This window comes from Micromonospora sp. LA-10 (assembly GCF_051853095.1).
Classification (GTDB): Bacteria; Actinomycetota; Actinomycetes; order Mycobacteriales; family Micromonosporaceae; genus Micromonospora; species Micromonospora echinospora_A.
On the sequence record NZ_CP195710.1, the window covers coordinates 23,863 to 46,773 of the forward strand.

At 75.3% G+C, this 22,911-nt stretch carries 20 protein-coding genes; 13 read left to right on the forward strand and 7 right to left on the reverse strand.

Annotated features, from left to right (window positions below):
* The first annotated feature begins 197 nt into the window (after positions 1 to 197).
* On the forward strand, positions 198 to 896 hold the full coding sequence (locus tag ACSDG8_RS00100; RefSeq protein WP_210894739.1) for a CBS domain-containing protein: 699 nt from the start codon (positions 198 to 200) through the stop codon (positions 894 to 896).
* Positions 897 to 914: 18 nt separating this feature from the next.
* On the opposite strand, the gene ACSDG8_RS00105 is transcribed toward ACSDG8_RS00100, so the two are convergent.
* Both ACSDG8_RS00105 and ACSDG8_RS00110 read right to left on the reverse strand, forming a co-directional pair.
* Positions 915 to 1,634 (reverse strand): helical backbone metal receptor, encoded by a 720-nt coding sequence (locus tag ACSDG8_RS00105; protein WP_210942938.1) that lies wholly within the window; start codon positions 1,632 to 1,634, stop codon positions 915 to 917.
* 26 nt (positions 1,635 to 1,660) lie between these two features.
* Positions 1,661 to 2,752 carry a DICT sensory domain-containing protein gene (locus ACSDG8_RS00110; RefSeq protein ID WP_210942937.1) on the reverse strand — a complete coding sequence of 364 codons (1,092 nt, stop codon included), beginning with the start codon at positions 2,750 to 2,752 and terminating at the stop codon, positions 1,661 to 1,663.
* 133 nt (positions 2,753 to 2,885) lie between these two features.
* Here ACSDG8_RS00110 and ACSDG8_RS00115 point away from each other — a divergent pair, with 133 nt between their 5' ends.
* Positions 2,886 to 3,752 (forward strand): hypothetical protein, encoded by an 867-nt coding sequence (locus ACSDG8_RS00115; protein ID WP_210894732.1) that lies wholly within the window; start codon positions 2,886 to 2,888, stop codon positions 3,750 to 3,752.
* Between the two features lie 269 nt (positions 3,753 to 4,021).
* Positions 4,022 to 5,314 (forward strand): hypothetical protein, encoded by a 1,293-nt coding sequence (locus tag ACSDG8_RS00120; protein WP_210942936.1) that lies wholly within the window; start codon positions 4,022 to 4,024, stop codon positions 5,312 to 5,314.
* 223 nt (positions 5,315 to 5,537) lie between these two features.
* Here the strand turns inward: ACSDG8_RS00120 and ACSDG8_RS00125 are convergent, their stop codons facing one another.
* Positions 5,538 to 5,885, reverse strand: coding sequence for a histone-like nucleoid-structuring protein Lsr2 (locus ACSDG8_RS00125; RefSeq protein WP_174535204.1), 348 nt, complete (start codon positions 5,883 to 5,885; stop codon positions 5,538 to 5,540).
* 245 nt (positions 5,886 to 6,130) lie between these two features.
* Between ACSDG8_RS00125 and lon the strand changes: the two genes are divergently transcribed.
* A complete protein-coding gene (gene lon / locus ACSDG8_RS00130) occupies positions 6,131 to 8,467 on the forward strand; it encodes an endopeptidase La (protein WP_210894730.1) in 2,337 nt (778 codons plus the stop codon).
* Positions 8,468 to 8,524: 57 nt separating this feature from the next.
* On the opposite strand, the gene ACSDG8_RS00135 is transcribed toward lon, so the two are convergent.
* On the reverse strand, positions 8,525 to 10,282 hold the full coding sequence (locus tag ACSDG8_RS00135) for a DEAD/DEAH box helicase (protein WP_210894728.1): 1,758 nt from the start codon (positions 10,280 to 10,282) through the stop codon (positions 8,525 to 8,527).
* Between the two features lie 119 nt (positions 10,283 to 10,401).
* Positions 10,402 to 11,229, reverse strand: a complete 828-nt coding sequence (locus ACSDG8_RS00140) for a hypothetical protein (RefSeq protein WP_210894726.1) — start codon at positions 11,227 to 11,229, stop codon at positions 10,402 to 10,404.
* A 131-nt stretch (positions 11,230 to 11,360) separates the two neighbouring features.
* On the opposite strand from ACSDG8_RS00140, the gene ACSDG8_RS00145 reads away from it, so the two are divergent.
* Genes ACSDG8_RS00145 through ACSDG8_RS00155 form a run of 3 tightly spaced genes read left to right on the forward strand, consistent with a single transcriptional unit; the run spans position 11,361 to position 13,686 of the window.
* Complete coding sequence (locus ACSDG8_RS00145; RefSeq protein WP_210894724.1) at positions 11,361 to 12,506, forward strand: sensor histidine kinase; 1,146 nt, start codon at positions 11,361 to 11,363, stop codon at positions 12,504 to 12,506.
* The gene (locus ACSDG8_RS00150; RefSeq protein WP_210894722.1) at positions 12,503 to 13,108 is read left to right on the forward strand and encodes a response regulator transcription factor; all 606 of its coding nucleotides are present in this window, start codon (positions 12,503 to 12,505) and stop codon (positions 13,106 to 13,108) included. Before ACSDG8_RS00145 ends, ACSDG8_RS00150 begins: the two co-directional genes overlap by 4 nt.
* Before the next feature lie 44 nt (positions 13,109 to 13,152).
* Positions 13,153 to 13,686 carry a 2'-5' RNA ligase family protein gene (locus ACSDG8_RS00155; RefSeq protein WP_210894720.1) on the forward strand — a complete coding sequence of 178 codons (534 nt, stop codon included), beginning with the start codon at positions 13,153 to 13,155 and terminating at the stop codon, positions 13,684 to 13,686.
* A 38-nt stretch (positions 13,687 to 13,724) separates the two neighbouring features.
* Here ACSDG8_RS00155 and ACSDG8_RS00160 read toward each other — a convergent pair whose 3' ends face one another.
* On the reverse strand, positions 13,725 to 15,920 hold the full coding sequence (locus tag ACSDG8_RS00160) for a family 43 glycosylhydrolase (protein WP_210894717.1): 2,196 nt from the start codon (positions 15,918 to 15,920) through the stop codon (positions 13,725 to 13,727).
* 125 nt (positions 15,921 to 16,045) lie between these two features.
* Here ACSDG8_RS00160 and ACSDG8_RS00165 point away from each other — a divergent pair, with 125 nt between their 5' ends.
* The 5 genes from ACSDG8_RS00165 (at position 16,046) to ACSDG8_RS00185 (ending at position 21,289) form a co-directional block, all read left to right on the forward strand.
* On the forward strand, positions 16,046 to 16,789 hold the full coding sequence (locus tag ACSDG8_RS00165) for an ArsR/SmtB family transcription factor (protein WP_210894716.1): 744 nt from the start codon (positions 16,046 to 16,048) through the stop codon (positions 16,787 to 16,789).
* Between the two features lie 54 nt (positions 16,790 to 16,843).
* Entirely contained in the window at positions 16,844 to 17,821 is a 978-nt protein-coding gene (locus ACSDG8_RS00170) for a cytochrome P450 (RefSeq protein WP_210894715.1), read from the forward strand.
* A complete protein-coding gene (locus ACSDG8_RS00175) occupies positions 17,818 to 18,612 on the forward strand; it encodes an isocitrate lyase/PEP mutase family protein (RefSeq protein WP_210894714.1) in 795 nt (264 codons plus the stop codon). Before ACSDG8_RS00170 ends, ACSDG8_RS00175 begins: the two co-directional genes overlap by 4 nt.
* A gap of 102 nt (positions 18,613 to 18,714) precedes the next feature.
* Positions 18,715 to 19,674 carry a hypothetical protein gene (locus ACSDG8_RS00180; protein WP_439427497.1) on the forward strand — a complete coding sequence of 320 codons (960 nt, stop codon included), beginning with the start codon at positions 18,715 to 18,717 and terminating at the stop codon, positions 19,672 to 19,674.
* 4 nt (positions 19,675 to 19,678) lie between these two features.
* A complete protein-coding gene (locus tag ACSDG8_RS00185) occupies positions 19,679 to 21,289 on the forward strand; it encodes an asparagine synthetase B family protein (protein WP_210894712.1) in 1,611 nt (536 codons plus the stop codon).
* 45 nt (positions 21,290 to 21,334) lie between these two features.
* Here ACSDG8_RS00185 and ACSDG8_RS00190 read toward each other — a convergent pair whose 3' ends face one another.
* Positions 21,335 to 22,210 (reverse strand): transglutaminase domain-containing protein, encoded by an 876-nt coding sequence (locus tag ACSDG8_RS00190; protein ID WP_210894711.1) that lies wholly within the window; start codon positions 22,208 to 22,210, stop codon positions 21,335 to 21,337.
* Between the two features lie 377 nt (positions 22,211 to 22,587).
* Here ACSDG8_RS00190 and ACSDG8_RS00195 point away from each other — a divergent pair, with 377 nt between their 5' ends.
* A complete protein-coding gene (locus tag ACSDG8_RS00195; protein WP_247688285.1) occupies positions 22,588 to 22,887 on the forward strand; it encodes a DUF1203 domain-containing protein in 300 nt (99 codons plus the stop codon).
* The last annotated feature ends 24 nt before the right edge of the window (positions 22,888 to 22,911 follow it).

A 22,911-nucleotide genomic window follows, 5' to 3' on the forward strand; every position in this document is an offset into this window, starting at 1 on the left:
CCGCGCTTCCCGGTGGCACATTCATTTCACCGCCGCGCGGCGTCGCGGAGCAGGGCCGACCGGTGCCCTGGTGACCGGGTCATTGGTCCCGTCCGTACCCGGTCCGGTCGGCCCGTCCCCGCCGGTCCGCCGCCCCTGACCAGGGCGTTCGTGGCCGCCTACCGTTCTGGGTGAAGACCCGGCACGAGGAGGTCGTGATGAGGACGTGGCATGTGGCCGACGTGATGACCAGGGACGTCGCGGCGGTGACGGAGCAGACCCCGTACCGCGAGATCGTCGACGTGCTGGTGCGCAAGCGGATCAGCGGCGTGCCGGTGGTCGACTCGTTCCACCGGGTGCTCGGCGTGATCTCCGAGGCGGACCTGCTGCACAAGGTGGAGCGGGCCGGGCACCCGGACGAGCGCCGCGTGTTCGAGGGACGGCGGCGCCGTACCGCGCGGGAGAAGGCCGACGCGTTGGTGGCCGCGGACCTGATGACCGCACCGCCGGTCACCACCCACGAGCGCGCCTCGCTGGCCGCGACGGCCCGGCTGATGGACCGCGAGGCGGTCAAACGCGTGCCGGTGCTGGACGACCTGGGCCGGCTGTCCGGCATCGTCACCCGTGGTGACCTGCTCCGGGTGCACCTGCGCACCGACGCGGAGATCCGCGAGGAGGTGGTGCACGAGGTGCTGCGCCGGGTGCTGTCGGTCCGCGACGGCCTGGTCACGGTGCAGGTCCGGGGCGGCGAGGTCACCATGGACGGGCGGCTGGACCGGCGCAGCGCCGTCGACCTGGCGGGCCGGCTGGCCGGACAGGTCGCGGGCGTAGTCGCCGTGCACAACACGATCGGGTACGACCTGGACGACACCACGCTGATGGAGCTGGACCCGGTGCACGCCACGCCGGTCGCCTGACCGAGCCGGGCTCCGCCGTCAGCCGGTGGCGCCCGCGAGCTGGGCGGCGAGCAGCGCCGGTGCCTCGGCCAGCGACGGGCCGTACCAGGTGAGGTGCCGGCCGGACACCAGCGCCGCCGGTACCCCCGGGAACGCCTCCGGCCCGTCGTCGGCGGTGAACCGGTACGGCTCGTCGGGCAGCACGACCAGCTCCGGCGACCGGGCGCGCAGCTCGTCCAGAGTGGGCCGGGGATAGCGTTCCGCGTCCCCGGCCCAGCCGTTGGCCACGCCGAGCCGGGCCAGCACGTCCCCGGCGAACGTGTCCCGGCCGAGCACCACCCAGGGGCGTCGCCAGACCGGCACCACAGCGGTGCGGACGCGCTCCGGGGCGGGCAGCGCCGCCCAGGCGCGGCGGGCCGCCGTCAGCCACGGCGGCTCGGCCGGCGCGCCGATCGTCGCGACCAGCTCGCCGAGCTGGTCGAGAGCCTCCGGCACGGTACGCGGGAAGATCACCTGGACCGGCACCCCGGCCGCGCGCAGCGCCTCGGCGTCGGCCAGCCGGTTCTCCTCCTCGTTGAGCAGCACCAGGTCCGGTTCCAGGGCGAGCACCCGGTCCAGGTCCGGATACTTCGTCCCGCCGACCCGGGCGACGTCCAGCCCGGCCGGATGGGTGCACCAGTCGGTCGCCCCGACCAGCACCTCCGGGCGGGTGGCCGCCACCGCCTCGGTCAGCGACGGCACCAGCGACACGACCCGCACGGCGCGTTCTCCCCTCGTACCGCGGGTCAGCGGGCCGGCGCGGGCGCGGCGTCGGCCGTCTCCGGCGGCAGGCCCGCCACCGGCAGGCCCTTGCGGGCCGCCCAGTCGACAGCGGCGCGCAGGTCCGCCGTGGGCAGCGGCCGCCGGGTGGTCACCCCCACCGCGGCGTGCATCGTGTACTGGAGGAACGGGTACGTCCGGGCGAGCCCTCCGATCGCGTCGTGCAGGCGGCGCACCACCTCGAGCGCGGCCGGCTCGTCCAGCCCGGGCAGCAGGAGCTGGTACTCGTTGTCGGCGACGCGCAGCGCGCGGTCGACCGGGCGCAGCGCGCCGGTGACGGCGGCGAGCACGGCATGTCCCTCCCGGGCGCCGTTGCGCCGGCCGAATCGTTCCGGCGAGCCGGGCGGTTCGTCCACGCGCAGACCGACGAGCGCCACCGGCAGCGTGCCCGAGGCGGTCACCCCGTCGACGCCGATCCACCGGTGCAGGCCGGGCTCGTCCAGGAACGCCTCGGCCGGCTGGGCCGGTGGCGTGACCCGGTCGGCGCGGCGGGCCAGCAGCCGCAGCGCCGCCTCGGCGCGCGGCTCGCCCGGTCCGGCCGGGATGTCCCGCACCCGGGCGATGGCCTCGTCGAGCGCCGTGCGCGCCTCGGCGGGCAGCCGCTCGGCGAGTTGCTCGCGCAGCCTGATGGCCTCGTGCAGGGCCTCGTCCCGGCGGAAGCCCCACCGGCCGTCGAAGAGCCGGCCGGACTCCAGCGTCGGCGCGGGCACCACCTCGGCGCGGTCGTGGGCCACGAGGGTCGCGCCGAACCGGGGGCTCAGCACCACCACGCTCCACTCGTGGGCCAGCTCCTCCGCCTCGTCGAGCGTCACGCCGTACGTGCGTTCGGGCAGGTCGGGCGGCGGTCCGCCGACCATCGCCACCACCGTTGCGGCGGCGCGGCCGGCGATGCGCCGGTAGACCTCGCGTTCCCGGTCGAAGTACGGCAGCCGCTGGAACAGCGCGAACACGACCAGCGGGCCGTCCTCGGCCTCGGCGAGCGCGGCCCGCTCGATGGCGTGGGAGACGGCGACGAGACTGCGTTTGGTGAACTGCTCCGGGGTCCGTCCGCTGTGCACGGGCAGAGCCTAGAGGCACCGACGCTGCCGCGCACCGGTCGGCAGGCCCGGACGTGCTCCACCGCACCGCCGAGGCGGTCACCTGACGCCCTACACTCGGGCGTCGACCGGACGACGGGGGGAGCGGGGCGACATGACGAGCACCGGCAGCGTGACCACGTCCTGGCTGCGGCCGGTCCCGTCCGGCGCGACGCCGTGCCTGACCCGCCACGGACACGTCGGGTACGCCGGCCGGCGCCTCGGCGAGCTGGTGCAGGGCCGCCCGCCGGGGGTCACCGGCAACCAATGGAGCACCGCCGGACGGGCGCCGCTGGACGTGGTGGTCAGCGCCGCCGACAGCGGCCTGCCGCGCTTCGCGGTGCGGTTCACCGTGCCCGCGCCCGACGGGTCGCCCGCCCGCCGCGAGGAACGGCTGACCGACGCGGTGTCCGCCGCCGTCGGCCTGCCGCTGCTGCGGGTCGAGTCGCCGACGCTCGGCGGCGCCGATCAGGTCCGCCGCTTCGCCGAGTACGTGCTGGACGCGCGGGCCTACGCCGAGGGCACCGACCCGGACGCCGGGGACGCGGTCGGCTTCCGCGACATCGTCGGCCGGCTGCCGGACGGCCGGCGCGGACCGGTGAACGACCTCGGGGCGCTCGCGCGGGTCGAGGCGGTCGAGGCGTACGTGGCCGGCCGGCTCGCCGACCCGATCGTGCGCGGGCTGCACGTGCGCTGGACCGACGGCCCGGCCGAGGGCTGGGGCTGGGTCGAGGTGCGGCCCGGCCGCTGCCTGCTGGAGCGGGTCCGGCTGACGTCGCGGGGGTTCTCCTGCGGCGTGGACCCGGGCCGGCTCGCCGAGGACCTGGCGGCGCTGGCGCTGGGGGAGCGGCTGCGCGATCTCGACGCGGTCGCGTCGTCCCTGGTGGACCGGGAGGAGCTTCGCGGGCGGGTGCGCGCGCTCGCGGCCCGGCGGGACTCCTTCGACGGCGGCTTCGCCTTCGACCACCTCTGCGCGGACTGAATCCTTCCTGGCCGCGGCGCCGAGCCGACGCGACCCGGCACGTCCCGATTTTTTTCGATCTCCGGTTGAACCTTCGCCGACGGCGCTCCGTACCTCATCGGGAATGGACACAGACTTCCCTGCCGCGCCCGGACGGCGCGGAGACGGTGCGGAAAGGGCATCGTCGGCCATCGACGCGCGACCCGAGCGTCGCAGTGATCTCACACCCCGAATTCGTCGGTCCGCCGGGATCACCAGTCAACTACCGGATCGAGAAGGAGAGCAATTCGATGCGCAGGTCCACACGGGCGCGCCGGTCATCCGGTAACGCGCGGAGCAAGCGGGTGCTGGCAGTGGTCGGCACGCTCGCCGTCTTCGGCGGCATCGTCGCCGTCACCCAGATCTCGTCCGCCCAGGACCGGCGGACGACCACCCGCGCCGCCTCGGCGTCCTGTGTGCCCGCCAGCCCGGGTGCGACCGCCCCGGACGGCCAGGGCAGCACCACCCGTACCTGGCAGAACGGCCGCTGGGTCCGCAACCACTGGGGCGACGGCCAGATGTCGCCGGCCGAGTGCCAGCAGACCACAGCGGGCGGCGCCGGCGCCGGCACCCCGACCGTGACCTGCCCGGACGTCCGGGGCCGGCTGCCGCAGGTGCCCGGTCAGGCCCGTGCCGAGGTGGACCGCGAAGTGGCGGCGCTGACGGCCCAGATCGCCGACGCGAACCGTCGGCTCGCGGCGGAGGGCCGCAAGGGCGGCGAGTTCATCAACAACGCGATCCTGAGCCCGCTCGCGGACAAGCGGACCGCGGCGCTCAACCGGATCGCCACGGCCATCGGCCGGTTCGCCCAGCGTCCGCAGGGCCTGGACCAGTTCGCCCGGTGCGCGGTGACCGACGTCCCGCGCAACGGTGGCGGTCAGAACGGCGGCGGTCAGGATGGCGGCGGCCAGACCGGGGGCAACAACAACGGCGGCCAGAACGGCGGTCAGACCGGCGGGAACAACAACGGCGGCGGCCAGAACAACGGTGGCGGCAACGGGCTGAACGTGCTCGCCAAGGACTGCTCCGGCAGCCAGCTGCAGGGGCATGACGGTTTCCAGAACGGCAACCGGTGCGTCAGCACCGCGTTCGGTGAGGTGGGCGCCGCGGCGAACAACCCGTCGCTGCTGATCACGCAGTTCCCGAACCAGGTGCGGCGCAATCAGCCGTTCACGCTCCGGGTGACCACCAAGAACCTCGTGCGGGACCGCTTCCTCGCGGCCGGGCAGGGCGGCTACTACCTGGAGAGCTCGCTGCTCAACGGCCAGGGTCTGGTGCGCGGCCACTTCCACACCGCCTGCCGGATGCTCGGCAGCACCCGGCAGCCCCCGAACCCGCAGGACGTGCCGGCGTTCTTCGTCGCCACCGAGGACGGCCGCGGCGGCAACCAGCCCGATGACGTGCTGATCCAGATCCCGGGCCTGGCGCAGTCGGGTGTGGCGCAGTGCGCGGTCTGGGCCGGTGACGGTTCGCACCGCATCCCGATGATGGAGCGGGCGAACCAGACTCCCGCCATCGACGTGGTGCGCATCCGGGTCAACTGAGAGCGCGCGACGGCCGCGGTCGCCCGGGGAGCCTTCCGGGTGGCCGCGGCCGTCGCATGTCCGCGCGGTGGGTCCGGCAGGGAAGCGTGGGATTGGATCCGGGAAGAAATTTCGTGCCGCCGGAATCCAGCCCGATGAAAGTCATCGACGACACAAAAGGCCGGGCGGCCCGCTCCGATTTCTCAGCGTGACCCCGGGATGCCCGACGGTGAGTGTTTAGCGCTCAGCGGTTCTTGTACGCCTCGACGACCGACACCGGGATGCGCCCGCGCTCGGAAATCTCGTACCCGTTCTTGGCCGCCCATTCGCGGATGGCGCGGTTCTGCTCGCGGTCCATTCCCGAGGTGCTCGGCCGGCCCGTGCGCCGGGTGGTGCGCGCGACCTCGGTCGCGCCGCGGCCGATCCGCCTGCCAGCGCTGATGTACGGGTCCAGCGCCTTGCGCAGAACGCCCGCGTTCTCGTCGGACACGTCGATCGTGTACGCCACGCCGTCCAGGCTGAACTCGACGGTCCGATCGGCCTTTCCGCCGTCGAGGTCGTCGGTCAGAACGGTGATTACTTTCCTTGCCATCGCCATTACTCCCTGTGTCGGGCGGGGTGTGCTAAGAGTCTGACTTACCTCACGGTAATTTCGCAACAATACCCGCCTCTTTGCATTCGGCGGGTCGTGCCGGTAAGCGTCGGGGGCAATAGGGCGCGAGTGCGCGAACGGTGCCGGGTGCGGCAGCCGCAGTGGCCTGGGTCACAACCCGGAACAAGGGGCACGTTTTGTTACTTGAGCCAGACACGCTCAACCGACGTGATGGCAGGTGTTCGATGGCAACTCTTCCGGTACTTCCCTTGACCGACGCCGTCCTGCTGCCCGGGATGGTCATCCCGGTGACTCTCGACCCCACCACCCAGGCCGCCGTCGACGCGGCCCGCGCCACCGGCGACAAGGAACTCCTGGCCGTGCCCCGCCTCGACGGCGAGTACGGCTCCGTCGGCGTGGTCGCGACCATCGAGAAGGTGGGCCGGCTGCCCAGCGGTGAGCCGGCCGCGGTGATCCGCGGTCTCGCCCGCGCCCGCATCGGCTCCGGCGTGCCCGGGCCCGGTGCCGCCCTCTGGGTCGAGGCGGCGACCCTCGACGAGCCCGCCCCGGCGGGCCGCGCCCGGGAACTCGCCCGCGAGTACCGCGCGCTCATGACGTCAGTGCTCCAGCAGCGTGGCGCCTGGCAGGTGATCGACGCGATGGAGCGGATGACGGACCTGTCCGAGCTGGCCGACTCGGCCGGCTACGCGCCCTGGCTCAGCCTGGCGCAGAAGACCGAGCTGCTCGCCGCGCCGGACGTCACCGCCCGGCTGGAACTGCTGGTCGGCTGGGTGAAGGAGCACCTGGCCGAGCAGGAGGTCACCGAGCAGATCAACAGCGACGTCCGCGAAGGGCTGGAGAAGTCCCAGCGCGAGTTCCTGCTCCGCCAGCAGCTCGCCGCGATCCGCAAGGAACTCGGCGAGGACGAGCCGGACGGCTCCGCCGACTACCGCTCCCGGGTGGAGTCCGCCGACCTGCCGGAGAAGGTACGCGAGGCGGCGCTGCGCGAGGTCGGCAAGCTGGAGCGGGCCAGCGACGCCTCACCCGAGGCGGGCTGGATCCGTACCTGGCTGGACACCGTGCTGGAGATGCCGTGGAGCACGCGTACCCAGGACAACACGGACCTGGCCGCGGCCCGGGCCGTGCTCGACGCCGACCACGCCGGCCTGGCCGACGTGAAGGACCGCATCCTGGAGTACCTGGCGGTGCGCAACCGGCGCGCGGAGCGCAACCTCGGCGTGGTCGGCGGCCGCGGCTCGGGCGCGGTGCTGGCCCTGGCCGGCCCGCCCGGAGTCGGCAAGACCAGCCTCGGCGAGTCGGTCGCCCGGGCGCTGGGCCGCAACTTCGTGCGCGTGTCCCTCGGCGGTGTACGCGACGAGGCGGAGATCCGCGGCCACCGGCGCACCTACGTCGGCGCGCTGCCCGGCCGGATCGTGCGGGCGTTGCGCGAGGCCGGCTCGATGAACCCGGTCGTGCTGCTCGACGAGGTCGACAAGCTGGCCGCCGGCTACGCCGGCGACCCGGCCGCGGCCCTGCTGGAGGTGCTCGACCCGGCGCAGAACCACACGTTCCGCGACCACTACCTGGAGGTCGACCTCGACCTGTCCGACGTGCTGTTCCTGGCCACCGCCAACGTGGTGGAGGCGATCCCCGGCCCGCTGCTGGACCGGATGGAGCTGGTCGCGCTGGACGGCTACACCGAGGACGAGAAGGTGGCCATCGCCCGCGACCACCTGCTGCCCCGGCAGCGGGAACGGGCCGGGCTGACCACCGAGGAGGTCACGATCGCCGACGAGGCGCTGGCGCTGATCGCGGGCGAGTACACCCGGGAGGCCGGCGTCCGGCAGCTCGAACGGGCCCTGGCGAAGATCCTGCGCAAGGTGGCCGTCGCGCTCGCCACGGACTCCGCGCCGGTGCACGTGGACGCCGGCAACCTGGCCCGCTACCTGGGCCGGCCGAAGTTCACCCCGGAGTCGGCCGAACGCACCGCCGTGCCCGGCGTGGCGACCGGGCTGGCCGTCACCGGCGCCGGTGGCGACGTGCTGTTCATCGAGGCCACCACCATGGAGGGTGAGCCGGGGCTGACGCTCACCGGCCAGCTCGGCGACGTGATGAAGGAGTCCGCGCACATCGCCTGGTCGTACCTGCGGTCGAACGGGCGGCGCTACGGGCTGGACCCGAACGCGCTGGCCGGACGGCGGATCCACCTGCACGTCCCGGCGGGCGCCGTACCCAAGGACGGGCCGAGCGCCGGCATCACCATGGTCACCGCGCTGGCCTCACTGGTGACCGGACGGCCGGTGCGGCCCGAGTTCGGGATGACCGGCGAGGTGACGCTCTCCGGCCGGGTGCTGCCGATCGGCGGGGTGAAGCAGAAGCTGCTCGCCGCGCACCGGGCCGGTCTCACCGAGGTGATCATCCCGAAGCGCAACGAGCCGGACCTGGACGACCTGCCGGCCGAGGTGCGGGAGGCGCTGACCGTGCACACGCTGTCCGACGTGGCGGACGTGCTCGCGCTGGCGCTGCGCCCGGCCGAGATCGACACGCAGGCGCTGGACGGCCCGGCGCTCGCCGCCGCCTGACGACCGCCGTCGCCCCGGCCACCACCACCCGGTGGCCGGGGCGCGGCCCGTCGCTCGTCAGCGGCGGTCGCGCCGCTCGTACCCCCGGTCGCGGCGCTCGCCGGGCCCGTCGCCGTCCCGGTCCCGGCGCACCGTCGCCTTGCGTCCCTTGATGGTGGTGCCCCGCAGCCCCGAGATGATCTCGTCGGCCACCGCCTGCGGCACCTCGACCAGCGAGAACCGGTCGGCGATCTCGATCGAGCCGATGTCCCGGCCACTGATCCGGGTCTCCCCGGTGATCGCGCCGACCAGGTCCTGCGGCCGTACCCCGGCACGGCGGCCCAGCCCGATGAAGACCTGGGTGGTCCCACCGGTACGCGGACGGCCCGGACCCCGGCGCTCACCCCGCCCGCCGGCCTCCGGCCGGCCCTCGCGCGGACCCCGGACCGGCGCCTGCGGGATCTCCTCCTCGTCGTCGGAGCCGGGCGAGGTCGCCTCATGCGCCAGCTTCACCGCCGCCAGCGCCACCTCCATCAGGTCGAACTCGTCGGTCAGCGACTCCACGATCACCCGGTACGGGTCGAGGTCGTCCTCCAGCAGGCTCTCCCGCAGCGCGCCCTGGGTCAGCTCCAGCCGCCGGGTCCGCATGTCCGCCACCGTGGGGATCTTGTCGATCGCGATCCGCTGGCCGGTGACCCGCTCGATGGTCTTGAGCATCCGGTGCTCGCGCGGCTCGGCGAGCGTGATCGCCACGCCCTCCCGCCCGGCCCGGCCCACCCGGCCGATCCGGTGTACGTACGACTCCGGCGCCGACGGGACGTCGTAGTTGACCACGTGCGTGAGCTGCTCGACGTCCAGCCCTCGGGCGGCCACGTCGGTGGCGACCAGCAGGTCCGCCGTGCCGGAGCGCAGCCGGCCCATCACCCGGTCCCGCTGCTCCTGGCTCATCCCGCCGTGCAGCGCCTCGGCCCGGTAGCCCCGGCCGTTCATCGTCTCGGTGAGCCGGTCGACCTCCTCGCGGCTGCGGCAGAACACGATCGCCGCGGTGGGCGACTCCACGTCCAGCACCCGGCCCAGCGCGGCCGGCTTGTGCGCCCGGGCCACGATGTACGCGCTCTGCCGCACCCGGGGCGCCTCCCCGGCGACCGGCCGCTCCCGCTCGATCTGGATCCGGACCGGATCGGTCAGATGCTGCCGGGCCAGCCCGTCGATGCGGGCCGGCATGGTGGCCGAGAACAGCACCGTCTGCCGTTGCGCCGGGGCGTGCTCCAGGATCGCCTCGATGTCCTCGGCGAAGCCCATGTCGAGCATCTCGTCCGCCTCGTCCAGCACCACCGTGCTGAGCGCGCCCAGCCGCAGCGTGCCACGGGCGATGTGGTCCAGCGCCCGGCCCGGCGTGGCGACCACCACGTCCACGCCGAGGTCGAGGGCTCGCAGCTGCCGGCCGATCGGCTGCCCGCCGTAGATCGGCAGGACCCGGGCGCCCAGGTCCTTGCCGTAGCGGTGGAACGCCTCCGAGACCTGCACGGCCAGCTCCCGGGTCGGCACCAGCACCAGCGACACCGGGTCGCCGTCCGGCCGCCCCACCGGCATCCGCTGCAACAGCGGCAGCGCGAACGCGGCGGTCTTGCCCGTACCGGTCGCCGCCTGCCCCAGCAGATCCTGCCCGGCCAGCAGCGGAGGGATCGCCTCCCGCTGGATCGGGGTCGGTTCCTCGTAGCCGAGCGCGGCCAGCGCGCCCAGCAACTCGGCGCGCAGTCCGAGATCGGCGAAGGCGAAACCGTCCTCGGCGTCGGCGGGAATGGCGGGGTCGGTCGGCGTCGGTGCGGCACTCATGCGACAAGCTTTTCATCACCGCCGCGCGGCGGTCGCGGCGACCGGGGCAAACGTTCGCCGCGCCACGCCGACGGCCGTCCCCTCCGGGTGATCCGGCGCGGCCCCGTGCCCCCGCCGGATCACCGGGACAGGACGGCCAGCAGCGTGGTCAGACCCACTCCGACGTCGAACACGGCGCACCACAGCGCGTATCCGCGCGGCACCACCGCGCCGGTGCGGTGGTACCAGGCGTCCCAGGCCGCGTGGACCACCCAGCCCACCCCGACGAGCACCCCGGCGACGTCGGCGGACGCGAACATCGCCACGACCGCCAGACCGCCCCACACGGCCGCCCCGGCGAGCTGCGCGGCCAGCGCGCGCCGGTCGCCCCACTGCCGCCGCCAGGTGCCGATCAGCAGGTAGCCGGCGGGCAGGACCAGCAGCGTCCACGGCGCGAAGACGGTGGGCGCGAACCACATGTCCGCCGTCATGAGCAGCGCCAGCCCGGCCGGCCACCCCCGCGCCACGGCCGCCGCGACCGGGTGCCGGCGCGGTGGCGCGGCGGCCGTGTGCCGGTGGCGCAGCGCCACCAGCAGCATCGCCGGCACCATCAGCAGGTGGCCGCCGAGCAGCAGCGTGCCGTCCCCGGCCCACCCCGCCCACCAGAGCGGGAGCAGCAGCAGGAACGGCACGTACATGGCCGCCGACATCTCGCCGGTGGCGGCCCAGCCGTACCCCCGGTGCCACATCCACGCGGCCATGCCCAGCGCCATGTTCGTCGCCATCACCAGCGCGCCCACGTCCGGTCGCGCCAGCACGTCCGCGCCGCCCAGCACGTCCGCGCCCACCCGCCACAGCGGCCCGAGCAGCACCATCCCGGCCACCATCGCCACGACCATCGCGGCCAGGTGCCGCGTCCGCGCCCACCCGGCCCACCGCCGGGGTACGACCACAGTCATCTCCGTCATGCCCCGACCCTGCCGCCGCCGGGCGCGCCGGGACAGGCGTGTTCGTCATCGCCGGACCGTGCGGAATCCACGGATCGGCCGTGACATCCGTCCCGGGGAGCAGGTGGCGCCGGGCCCTAGGATCAGCGGGTATGAACGTCGATCCGGCGGACCACCGGCTGCGCCGGGCCCGGCGGGTCACCCTGCTGTCGCTCGCCACGAACGTGTGGACCACGGTGCTGCTGCCAGTGGTCGGACTGGCCCGTGAACCCGACCCGGCGCGCGTCGCGCTCGGCGCGGCCGGGCTGCTCGTCTTCACAGTCGCCCAGGTCGCGGTGCTGCACGCCGCCGTGACGCCGTGGCTGCCCGTGCCGGCGCGCCGCCACCGGCACGCCGCGCTCACCGTGGCGGCGCTGCTCAGCGTGCCGCTGCTCGGCCCGGTCGCGGCCGGGTCCTGGCCCACCTGGGCGTGGCTCGGCGCGTCACTGGTCGGCATGACGCCGCTGCTGTTCCGGCCCGTCGTGGCGGCGGTGGCGGCGGCCGGCGTGCTCGCGGCGTCCGCGGCCGTCACCTGGTGGACCGGTGGCCCGCTGACCACGGCACTGCTGGTCACCGGCGTGGTCGGGGCCGGGATCGCCGCGCTCACCTGGGTCCAGGTCTGGTTCTGGGACCTGCTGGTCGAGGCCCGGCAGGGGCAGGCCGCCCAGGCCCGGCTCGCCGCCGCCGAGGAACGGCTGCGCTTCGCCCGGGACGTGCACGACCTGCTCGGCCACGACCTGGCGGTGATCGCGCTGAAGGCCGAGCTGGCCGAGCGGCTGGCGCCGGTCGACGCGGACCGGGCCGCGCGGGAGGCGGCGGAGGCTCGGCGGCTCGCCGGGACGGCGCTGACCCGGGTCCGCGCGGCGGTGCACGGCTACCGCGCCGTCGACCTGGCCGAGCAGGCCGCCGCGGTGGGGGAGGTGCTGCGCTCCAGCGGGGTACGCACGACAGTGGTCCCGCCGTCCGGCGAGGTACCCGGTCCGGTCGCCGCCGACCTGGCCGCCGTGCTGCGTGAGGCCGGAACGAACGTGCTGCGGCACAGCCGGGCCGGCTGGTGCCGGATCGAGATCACCCGGGAGGACGCGGCGGTGACGCTGACCGTACGCAACGACGGCGTGCGGGACGGCGACGGCCCGGACCGGCTCAGCGGCGGCCTGCGCGGCCTGGCCGACCGGCTCGCCCCGGCCGGCGGGCGGGTCCGGGCGGACGCCGCCGACGGCGTGTTCAGCCTGGTCGCGACCGTGCCGGTGACGCGATGATCCGGGTGCTGCTGGCCGACGACGAGGAGCTGATCCGGCTCGCGCTCGCCGCGCTGCTCGACCTGGAGCCGGACATCGAGGTGGTGGCGCACGCGCGTGACGGGCGCGGCGCCCTGGATGCGGCGCTGGCCCACCGCCCCGACGTCGCAGTGCTCGACCTGGAGATGCCGCCGCCCGGCGGGGTCGAGGTCGCCGCCGAGCTGACCCGGGCGCTGCCCGGCTGCGCCCCGGTGATCCTCACCGGACACGGCCGTCCCGCCCAGCTCCGGCCGGCGCTCGCCGCCGGGGTCCGCGGCTTCCTCGCCAAGGGCGCTCCCGGCGGCGCGCTGGCCGACGTGATCCGCCGCGTGCACTCCGGCGCCCGGTACGTCGATCCGGCGCTCGCGGCCGACGCGCTCACCCTGCCCGAGTGCCCGCTGACGCCCCGCGAGCTGGAGACGCTGCGGCTGGCCGAGCTGGGCACCCCGGTCGCGGTGATCGCCCGGCGAACCCACCTGGCCGCCGGCACGGTCCGCAACCACCTGAGCGCCTGCGTGCAGAAGCTCGGCGCCGCGAACCGGGCCGAAGCGGTACGGCTCGCCCGCGAGGCCGGCTGGCTCTGACGGACGGGACGTCGTGGCGCGCTGCCGGCGGCTAGCCTGATCACGTGCGGACGGTCGAACTGCTCTGCTCACCGGAGCTGGAAGCGGCGGTTCGCGCTGCCTGGGACCGGCTCGCCGCCGCCGGGCTGCCCAGCCTCGCCCGCAACACGCACCCGACGAACCGGCCGCACCTGACGCTCGCCTCCGTGGACGAGTTCCCGCCCGGCGCCGAGCAGCGCCTGGCCGACCTCTGCGACGCGGCGCTGCCGCTGCCGGTGCGGCTGGACCGGGTGGCGGTGCTCGACGGCACCGCGCCGCTGGTGTGGCTGGTCCACCCGACGCCGCAGCTCGTCGCGTTGCACGGCGCGGTCTGGGACGTGCTCGCCGAGGCGTCCGGTGGGCACTCGTGGCACCTGCCCGGCCGGTGGGTGCCGCACCTGAGCCTGGCGTTGCGGTTCGGCGGCGCGGACCGGCGCCGGGCCCGGGCGGTCGCCGGAGCGGGCCGTCCGGCCGGGGCGTTCGTGGCGGCGCGCAGCTACGACGCCGACACCCGCACGGTCAGTGAGCTGACCGCCGCCTGCCCGCGTCCCGGCGGCTGAGCCGGGGCCGCCCCCGGAGGAGGGGACGGCCCCGAGCGTCAGCGGTGGAAGCGCAGGTAGTCGAACTCCGCCGTCACCGCCGGAGTCGCCCCGCCGTGCGCCACCAGCCCGATCCGGGGCGTCGTGTCGGCCGGGAACGTCCACACCGCGCCCCACGTCCAGCGCTTCCCGTCCCGGCTGGACCCGGCCCGGAATTCGTGTTCGCCGTTCACCGGGTCGACCCGGTGCGCCAGCCGCAGCCAGGTGGTGGTGCCGGGGGTGCCGACGATGCTGCCGCCGTACACGGGCTGACCGGCGAAGGGCAGCTCGTAGCCGTACTCGACCTGCCGGGTGTTCCAGATCGCCACCTGGGTCAGCCGGGCGAACCGGTCGTCGTCGACGTACGCGACCAGGCCCGCCTGCTGGTAGTTGCGGACGCTGTCCTCGCCCAGGTCGAGCGTCACCTTCGTCTCGGCGACGTAGTTCCCGGCCGGCGCGTCCCGCAGCAGCACCCCGGCGGTGTTGCCGGTGCCGGACAGGTCGGCGTTCTGCACCGGCCAGCGCAGCGCGCCGCCGCTCACCGTGGCGGCCGGGTCCTGGCGTACCCACTGCCAGGCGGGGTCGAGCCCGCCGGTGAACTCGTCGGAGTAGCCGCGCAGCACCGGGCCGACCCGGGGGTCGGGGACGGCGTGCCGGACCGGACGGTACAGCCGGACGGCGCTGACGTTGTCGAACTCGGCCGGGCCGCCCTCGGCGCGTACGGACAGGCTGCCCGTCGCGGGGCGGGGGAGCCGTGCCGTCACCTGGGCCACCGGGTCGCCGAGGCGGGAAGGGCTGAGCGTGGCGACGAGCTGCTGTCCGCGTACCTCGATCGCGAGGTTGTGCCGGTCGCGCAGGTCGAGGCCGGCGGGCAGCGCGGTGGACGCGGCGCCCGCCGTGAGCTGGCCGCGCCCGACGCGGACGTCCACGCCGCGCAGCCGCAGCCCGGCGGTTGTCGCGCCGGTCAGCCGCAGGTCGGTCTCCACCCGCAGGTCGCCGCCGATGCGGGTACGTGAGGTGAGCGTGCCGGTGCCGGTCAGCGCTCCGCCGGTGGCCTGCCAGCGGCCGTGTTCGGCGCGCCAGCCGCGCAGGTCGACGGTGGTGAAGCGGGCGTCGATCGGTCCGGTGGTGACCGGCGCGGTGCGGGCGGTGTCGGAGGGGCCGGCGCCCGCGTTCACAGTGGGCCATCCGTCGATCCAGTCGAGCCGGTCCAGCAGCATCGGCCGCTCGTTGACGCCGAACGGCTCGTCCAGGTACGGGTCGGCGCGGTCGATCGCGTGGTAGGCGATCCAGTCCTGCCCGGACAGGTCGGTGAGGACCGCGTTGTGTCCGGTGCCGATCCAGCGGTTGCCGTTCTGGGTGAGCACCGGGGTGCCGCCCGCCCGGGACACGTCGAGGCGCTGGCCGTCGCGGTCGGTGAACGGGCCGCGCGGGTCACGGGACCGGCCGACCTGGACGGAGTAGCCGGTGGCCGGGCCGGCGCAGCAGTTCGCGGTGGACGCGAACAGGTAGTACCAGCCGTCGCGGCGCAGCACGTACGCGCCTTCGAACTTGTTGTCGACGGCGACCGGCGTCGGCGTGCCGACCGCGCGCAGCCCGTCCGGGGACAGCTCGGTGACCGAGATGCCGCCGTAGTAGCTGCCGTAGTAGAGCCAGTGGCGTCCGTCGGCGCCGGTGAGCTGGCTCGGGTCGATGGTCCACAGGTAACCGCCGCCCGCGCCGGGCCGCGGGGCGACCACCGGCGTGTCGGCGAATGTCCACGGACCGGCGGGGCTCGGCGCGGTGGCCACCCCGACGGCGGTGTCGAACGTGTCGTCGGAGACGCCTGTGTCGGTGACGGTCATGTACATGACCCACCGGCCCGCGACGCGCCGCACGTCGGGCGCCCAGAACGCCGAGCCGGGCGCGGCGTAGGCGGGCCGCTGGTCGGCGGTGAACGCGTCGCCCACGTAGGACCAGTCGACCAGGTCGGCGGAGCGGGCGATCGGCACCCGGTGCGCGCGGCCCTCGCCCTCGCGCAGCGGGTCGGAGGTGCCGAAGGCGTACCAGAGTCCGTCGTCGCCGCGCACCACGACCGGGTCGGCGAAGGTGTCGGCGAACCCGGCGGAGACCGGGTTGCGGTAGCGGTCGGGCCCGGCGGCGGACGCGGGGGCCGCGCCGGCGAGCAGAAGCGTGAGTACGGCGGCGAGCGCGCCACCGCGGCGGAGGTGTCCCATCGGGCCTGCCCTCGGGAATAGACGGAGGTGCGGTGCCACCGTTTCTACAACGTTGCAGAGGCGTGTGTAAAGAACCCCGGCACCGTTCGGCGCGGCCCGAACCGTGGCCGTGCCAGCATGGGCGGATGACCATCCGCGCCGACGGCCGAGGGCTGGCCGGGTTCGCCGCGCTGCTCGCCGACCCGACCCGCGCCGGCTTCTGCCTCACCCTGCTCGACGGACGCGCCTGGACCGCCGGGGAACTCGCCCGCGCCGCCGGGGTCACCGCGTCCACCGCCAGCGACCACCTCACCCGGCTGGTGGCGGGCGGCCTGCTGGTCGAAGAGCGGCAGGGCCGCCACCGCTACGTCCGCCTCGCCGGCCCGGCCGTCGCCCAGCTCGTCGAGGACCTGGCCGGGCGGGCGCCCGCCCCGGACACCCCGCCCCGCACGTTGCGCGCCGCGTCGGCCGCCACCGCCCTGGCGTACGCCCGGACCTGCTACGACCACCTGGCCGGGCGGCTCGGCGTGCTGCTGCACGACGCGCTGCTCACCCGTGGCGTGCTCGACCGTTCCGGCGGCCTGGCGCTGACCGGCGACGGAGTGTCCTGGCTGGCCGGCCTGGGCGTACCTGTGGAACCGCTGCGCGCCGCCCGGCGACCCCTCGTACGCGACTGCCTGGACTGGACCGAGCGGCGCCCGCACCTGGCCGGGGCGCTCGGGGCGGCCCTGTGCGGGCGCTTCTTCGACCTCGGCTGGACGACGCGGGGCGCCGGGCGGGCGGTGCGGCTCACCCCGGCCGGGCGGGACGCGATGGCCGAGGCGCTCGCGCTCGACCCGGCGCTGCTGGCCCCGCCCGCCTCCCGGGACACCGGCCCGGCGCGCGCCTGAGGACCGCCGGATCGTTCGGCCGGGACCGAACTGTTCGCGCCCTACGGTCGGGCGATGGACCTACCGACTATCGCGGCTGCTCCGGGCACACCGCCCTGCGGACCGCCGACGCCCGGCGACGACGGCTGGGTCCTCACCCGGTACGCGGACGTCGTCGCCGCCCTGACCGATCCCCGCTGCGTGGTGCCGGCGGCGCCGCCCGGCCCGGAGGGCACCCTCGCCTGGCTGCGCGGCACGGTGAGCCGGTTCAGCCCACCCGATCGGCACGCCGCGCGCCGCGCCCTCGGGACGGCCGCGCTGGACACCCTCGACCCGGCGGAGCTGAGCCTTGCCGCCGCGCGGCTGACCGAACGGATCCTCGACCGCCTGCCCGGCAAGGAGATCGTGACGGGCGAGCCGGCTCGGCGCGTACCCGTCGAGGTGCTGGCGGAGCGGCTCGGCCTGGCAGATCCGGCGGTGGCCGTCGCGCAGGTGTGCGCGGTGGCCGCCGCCTACCACCCGGGCGCGAGCCCGGCGGCGGTTGAGGAGGCGGACCGGGCGGTGGCGGCGCTGCTCGCGATGTCGCCGCCGGCTCCGGCCGAGACGACCGCGAACCGCCTCGGGCTGCTGGTGCAGGCCGCCGACGCCACCGCCGGGCTGATCGGCGCGGCCGCCCGGCACGGCCTCGCCGCGCCGCCCCGACTCGGGACCGACACGCTGCTCGCCGAGGTGCTGCGCCTCGATCCACCGGTACGCCTCACCCGCCGGATCGCCACCGACGCGCTGGGTCTGGGCGGCCAGGCGGTACGGGCAGGGGAGCGGCTGCTGCTCCGGTTCGACGCCGCCAACCGCGACCCGGCCGTCTTCCCGGAACCCGACCGGTTCCGCGCCGATCCCACTGGTGCGGCGCTGACCTTCGGCGCCGGTCCCCGCGCCTGCCCCGGGCAGCGGCACGCGTTCGCCCTGGCCGCCGGTGTGGTCGGCGTGCTGCGCCGCCGCTGCCGCACGACTGAACCATTCCCGACCGACCGGCCGGAGGTGACGCCGCGATGACCGACAGGTACCGCGCGTTCCGTGAGCTGCACCGGCCCGGCGACCCGCTGCTGCTGCCGAACGCCTGGGACCACGCCTCCGCCGCGGCGCTCGCCGACCGGGGATTCCCGGCGATCGGCACCACGAGCCTGGGCGTCGCGGCGGCCGCCGGACGGCCCGACGCGGTCCGCGCGACCCGGGCCGAGACGCTGGAGCTGGCGTACCGGCTGCGGCGCCTGCCGGTGCTGCTCACCGTCGACATCGAGGACGGCTTCCACGACGACCCGGCCGAGGTGGCGCGCTACGTCGGCGAGCTGGCCGCGCTCGGCGTGGTCGGCGTGAACCTGGAGGACGGCCGCCCGGACGGGCGCCTGGCCCCGGCGGAGCACGTCGCCGCCACGATCGCGGCGGTCCGCGCGACCGTCCCGGGGGTCTTCGTCAACGCCCGCACCGACGCCTGGTGGCTGGACGTGCCGTCGCCGCTGGACGAGGCGCGGCGGCGGGCGGTTGCCTACCGGGAGGCCGGCGCGGACGGCCTGTTCGTGCCCGGCGTGCCCGACGACCTGGTGGCCGTGCTGGCGGCCGAGGCGGGGTTGCGGGTCAACGTGCTGTACCGGCCGGGCGGCCCGGACCCGGCCGCCCTGGGCCGGCTCGGCGCGGCCCGGGTGAGCACCGGCTCGCTGCTGTTCCGGGCGGCCCTCGGCGCGGCGCTGCACCTCGCGGACGCGATCGCCGCCGGGCGCGACGCGGGACTGCCGGCGCCGCCCGGATACGACGAGGTGCAGGACCGGACGCGGCGATTCGCCACCTGATCGGGCGCCTTCGGCAGAGATGGGAGATTCTCTCCCTCTTCGGTAATTACGGTGTGCGCAGATACCGTCACGCCGTGTCCCGACCGAGAGGGGACGGAGACCATGCGAGTGCCCAGCCGCAGCCCCGGTCGCCAGCCCGGTCCCGCCGCCACGCCCACCGCCCCCGCCCGCCGGGTGCCCGCCGCAGGCCGGCGCTCCGAGACCGTGCCGGACCTGTCCGCGTACCGGGCGGCGGTGGCGGACCTCCTGGTCGAGGTGGGCGCGCTCGCCGATGCGCCGTCGGCCACCGCCCGCCAGGTGCTGCTCGACCAGTGGCTGCGCGAACCGGCCATCGCCGCCGTCCTCGACGCGACGCCCCAGGGGCTGATCGGCGCCCGGGAGACGCTGCTGCTGGAGATGGCCCGCTACCAGCCCAACGCGCGCAGCTCGGCCCAGGACCTCACCGCGCTGGTACGGATCTACCTGCTGTCCCGCGTCGACGTGCTCTGGTGGCGGGACGCCCCGACGTTCCTCACCGACGACCAGGTCCGCTCCAGCGCCGAACTGGTCGACCTGGAGTGGCTGCGCCGGCGCGGGCTGATCGAGTTCCGCTATCAGGAGCAGGCCGCCACCGTCGTGGGGCGGGGCCTGCGCGCGGTACGGCGGCGGCTGTTCCCGGACGCCACCCCGCGTACCGCCGGTCTGCTGTTCCGCCGGGCCCGCCGCGAGATGATCGCGTTCCTCAACGACCTGGCCCGGGAGTTCGCGGCCGTCGCGCCGGACCGCACGCCGCCGCTCTGGGTGACCAGCCTGGCCCGCAGCGCCGAGCACCAGTACCGGCTGCGGCGCCTGGGGTACGCCGCGATGGTGCCCAGCGGGCACTGCCTCGGCTGGGCCGCCGACGTCGAGCTGGAGTGGTACGACCGCTTCGACGCCCGTTCGGTCCTCGCCGGACTGTTGCTGGCCCGACAGGACGCCGGCGAGGTGAACGTGGTCGACGAGGGACAGGCCTGGCACGTGTGTCTCGCCCCGGACGCCCGCCGCCGCTACCGGCGGGCGTACGAGGCCGAGATGGGGGTGTGACCCGGTGTGCGGCATCGCGCTGAGCATCGGCCCCGAGGCCGACCCGGCCACCTTCCGCCGGATGCTCGCCGCGCTCACGCCGCGCGGTGAGGTCACCGAGACCCGCCAGGAGAACGGCCTGCTCGCCGGCGTACGGCGGCTGAAGATCGTGGACCGGGAACGGTCCGTCCAGCCCTGGATGTCGCCGGACGAGCGGCACCTGCTCTGCTTCAACGGCGAGATCTTCAACCACCACGAGCTGCGCGCCGAGCTGACCCGGCTCGGGCACGAGTTCCGCACCACCGGCGACACCGAGGTGGTGCTGACCGCGTTCCACCAGTGGGGCGAGAACGCGGTACGCCGGCTGCGCGGGGAGTACGCGTTCGTGATCGTCGAGCGGGACAGCGGGCGGGCCTACCTGGCCCGCGACCCGCTCGGGGTCAAGCCGCTGTACTGGTCCCGCGTGCCCGGCTGCCTGCACCTCGCCTCCGAGGTCAAGGCGCTCGTCGGGCACGGCGCGCCGATCAGCGAGGTGGCGCCCGGGCACCACGGCTGGGTCGAGCCCGGCGGTCCGGTCCGGCCACGCCCGCACGTCGACCTGCTCACCCTCGGCGACGGCCTGCCGGTGATCGACGACCCGGACGAGGCGGCCCTGCTGGTCCGCGTCGCGCTCACCGACGCGATGCGGGCCCGGCTGGACACCGATCTCACCGTCGGCGTGGTGCTCTCCGGCGGCCTGGACAGCTCACTGGCGCTGCTGCACGCCCGGGAACTGCACCCGGACTGCGTGGCGGTCACCATCGGCGTGCCGGAGAGCCCGGACGTCGCGTACGCCCGACGGCTCGCCGCCGACCTCGGCGTGCCGCACGAGGTGATCGAGCTGCGCCCGCGCGACATCCGGCTGGCCGACGTACGCGAGGCGATCCGGGTCTCCGAGCTGACCGAGTACGGCGACATCATCAACGCCGTCGTCTCGGTGCCGATCTTCCGGCGGCTGCGCGAGCTGGGCGTCCGGGTGGTGCTCACCGGCGACGGCTCCGACGAGCTGTTCGGCGGATATCCGATGTACCACCAGGTCGGGCCGGAGCGGTCCCGCCGGCTGTTCCTGCACAAGATCCGCAACCTGTGCCGGACCGAGCTGCAACGGGTGGACCGGGCCAGCATGGCGCACGGGGTGGAAGCGCGGGTGCCGTTCCTCGACCTCAGCGTCGTCGAGCTGGCCATGCGGCTGCCGCTGGACCTCAAGCTGCGCGACGGGCAGGAGAAGTGGATCGTCCGGCAGGCCTTCGCCGACCTGCTGCCCGGCTACGTCCGGCAGCGGCCGAAGAACCCGATGTCGTACTCGTCGGGCCTGCACGAACGGACCCGCCTCTACAAGCCACTGTTCGCCCGGCTGCACCGCTCCTTCGGCTACGACCTGCTGGAACCGGTCCGGCGGGACTTCGACAGCGTGCTCACCCGGTGCGGCAACGACCTCGACCGGGCCATCGCCGAGGGCATGGCCCGGCCCGACTACACGGTGCTCGAACACGCCCGGGACCTGGTCGGCGCGGCCCGGTGGAACGCCGCGCCGATGGTCCGGCGGCTGGTCAACCCGCGCCGCACCCGAGGTGACGAGGCGCCCCTGCCCGGGTGAGCCCGCGCGGCCCGGGCGCCCGGCCGGTGCGCGGCCGCCGGTGGGTCAGCGCCGCAGGTCCACGTCGGCGGCCACGCCGGAGACCGGGTCGCCGCAGTGCACCGTCGGGCCCGGACGCAACCGGGCGTCCGAGGCGTACCGCCGGGTCAGCTCCCGCCCGGCGGCGGTGTCACCGCGGTCGGCGGCCACGAGCAGCGCGGCGACCTCGTCCACGAGCGTGAGGTCGGCGCCGGTCAGGTCCTCGGTCATCGCCCCGAACTCGTCCCAGAGCAGCACCTCGTCCTTGTGCCGGTGGGCCAGCTCCAGCAGCACGTAGTCGTGGACGAGCCAGTCGCCCCGGATCGGCAGCGACGGGTCCACGCCGTAGGTGTCCGGGTCGATCCGGCCCGCCCGGTACGCCAGCCACACCCGGGCCGCCGACTCGAAGTGCCCCGCCTCCGGGTCGATGTCGTAGCCGTCGAACGGCCAGTCGCCGGCCGGGTCGAGCTCCGGGTCGGACCAGACCCAGCGCTCGCCGTTCCACCACTCCGCGAGCACGTGGTCGTGATGCCAGCCGGGCACGAAGTAGCCGGCGAAGCCGACCCGGCTGCGTGCCGGGATGCCGTGCTGACGCAGCGCCGCGACCGTGAGCAGCGCGTGGTCCCGGCAGCAGCCGGCGACCCGCTCGGCGGCCGGGCGCTCGGCGGTCAGCGGCAGCGGGAACCGGGCCTGGTCGGTGTCGAGGATGCGGTCCGTCCAGCGCAGGTTCACCTCGGCCTGGCGGACGTCCGGCAGCTCCACGCCGCCGGCCCGGTAGTGGATGATCACGTTGCGGGCGGTCGCCGCGACGGTGGGCAGGTCGGCCGGTACGGCGTCGAGCAGCGCCGCGTGGTGGCGGGGATCGCTGTACGGGGAGTGGGCGCGGTAGTCGTCGACGTCCATCCGGCCATTGTCGGCGTCCGATGCGGGCCGCGCGTGCCCGCTCGGTCCGCAATTTCGCGCATCCGAACGCCAGGTCCGATCACCGCCAGCGCCGTGGTCCGCGCCGCGCCAGGCTGGGACCGTGACGACCACCCGCACCGCGTTCCTGATCCGCCCACTGCCTGCAGAGACGCTCGCCGAGCTGCGGCGCACCGGCCGCGACGCCACCGGGCAGCCGCCCGAGCGCCGGCGCGCCACCGGCGGCGAGCCGCTGCGCTGCTGCCTGCGCGACGCCCGGCCGCGACGCCACCGGGCAGCCGCCCGAGCGCCGGCGCGCCACCGGCGGCGAGCCGCTGCGCTGCTGCCTGCGCGACGCCCGGCCGGACGAGGCGCTGCTGCTGTTCGGGTACGCCCCGCCGCTGCCGCCGGGCCCGTACCGCGAGGTGGGGCCGGTGTTCGCGCACGCCGGAGCCTGCGCCGGCCCGGACGACGTGACGGCGTACCCGTCGCAGTGGCGCGGACGGGAGCAGGTGCTGCGCGCGTACGACAGCCGGGGCCGCATCGTGGGCGGACGGCGACACGACGGCGGCGACCCGGAGGCGGTGATCGCGGACCTGTTCGCCGATCCGGCGGTGGACCTGCTGCACAGCCGCAACGTGGTGTACGGCTGCTGGATGTTCGCTGTCGTGCGGAGCTGACCGGGTCCCGGATGGACATCGGCG

Coding starts and splice junctions, on each gene's coding strand:
- ACSDG8_RS00100 (WP_210894739.1), top strand. CDS start 198: ATGAGGACGTGGCATGTGGCCGACGTGATGACCAGGGACGTCGCGGCG.
- ACSDG8_RS00115 (WP_210894732.1), top strand. CDS start 2,886: ATGACGAGCACCGGCAGCGTGACCACGTCCTGGCTGCGGCCGGTCCCG.
- ACSDG8_RS00120 (WP_210942936.1), top strand. CDS start 4,022: ATGCGCAGGTCCACACGGGCGCGCCGGTCATCCGGTAACGCGCGGAGC.
- ACSDG8_RS00125 (WP_174535204.1), bottom strand. CDS start 5,885: ATGGCAAGGAAAGTAATCACCGTTCTGACCGACGACCTCGACGGCGGA.
- lon (WP_210894730.1), top strand. CDS start 6,131: ATGGCAACTCTTCCGGTACTTCCCTTGACCGACGCCGTCCTGCTGCCC.
- ACSDG8_RS00135 (WP_210894728.1), bottom strand. CDS start 10,282: ATGAGTGCCGCACCGACGCCGACCGACCCCGCCATTCCCGCCGACGCC.
- ACSDG8_RS00140 (WP_210894726.1), bottom strand. CDS start 11,229: ATGACGGAGATGACTGTGGTCGTACCCCGGCGGTGGGCCGGGTGGGCG.
- ACSDG8_RS00145 (WP_210894724.1), top strand. CDS start 11,361: ATGAACGTCGATCCGGCGGACCACCGGCTGCGCCGGGCCCGGCGGGTC.
- ACSDG8_RS00150 (WP_210894722.1), top strand. CDS start 12,503: ATGATCCGGGTGCTGCTGGCCGACGACGAGGAGCTGATCCGGCTCGCG.
- ACSDG8_RS00160 (WP_210894717.1), bottom strand. CDS start 15,920: ATGGGACACCTCCGCCGCGGTGGCGCGCTCGCCGCCGTACTCACGCTT.
- ACSDG8_RS00165 (WP_210894716.1), top strand. CDS start 16,046: ATGACCATCCGCGCCGACGGCCGAGGGCTGGCCGGGTTCGCCGCGCTG.
- ACSDG8_RS00170 (WP_210894715.1), top strand. CDS start 16,844: ATGGACCTACCGACTATCGCGGCTGCTCCGGGCACACCGCCCTGCGGA.
- ACSDG8_RS00175 (WP_210894714.1), top strand. CDS start 17,818: ATGACCGACAGGTACCGCGCGTTCCGTGAGCTGCACCGGCCCGGCGAC.
- ACSDG8_RS00180 (WP_439427497.1), top strand. CDS start 18,715: ATGCGAGTGCCCAGCCGCAGCCCCGGTCGCCAGCCCGGTCCCGCCGCC.
- ACSDG8_RS00190 (WP_210894711.1), bottom strand. CDS start 22,210: ATGGACGTCGACGACTACCGCGCCCACTCCCCGTACAGCGATCCCCGC.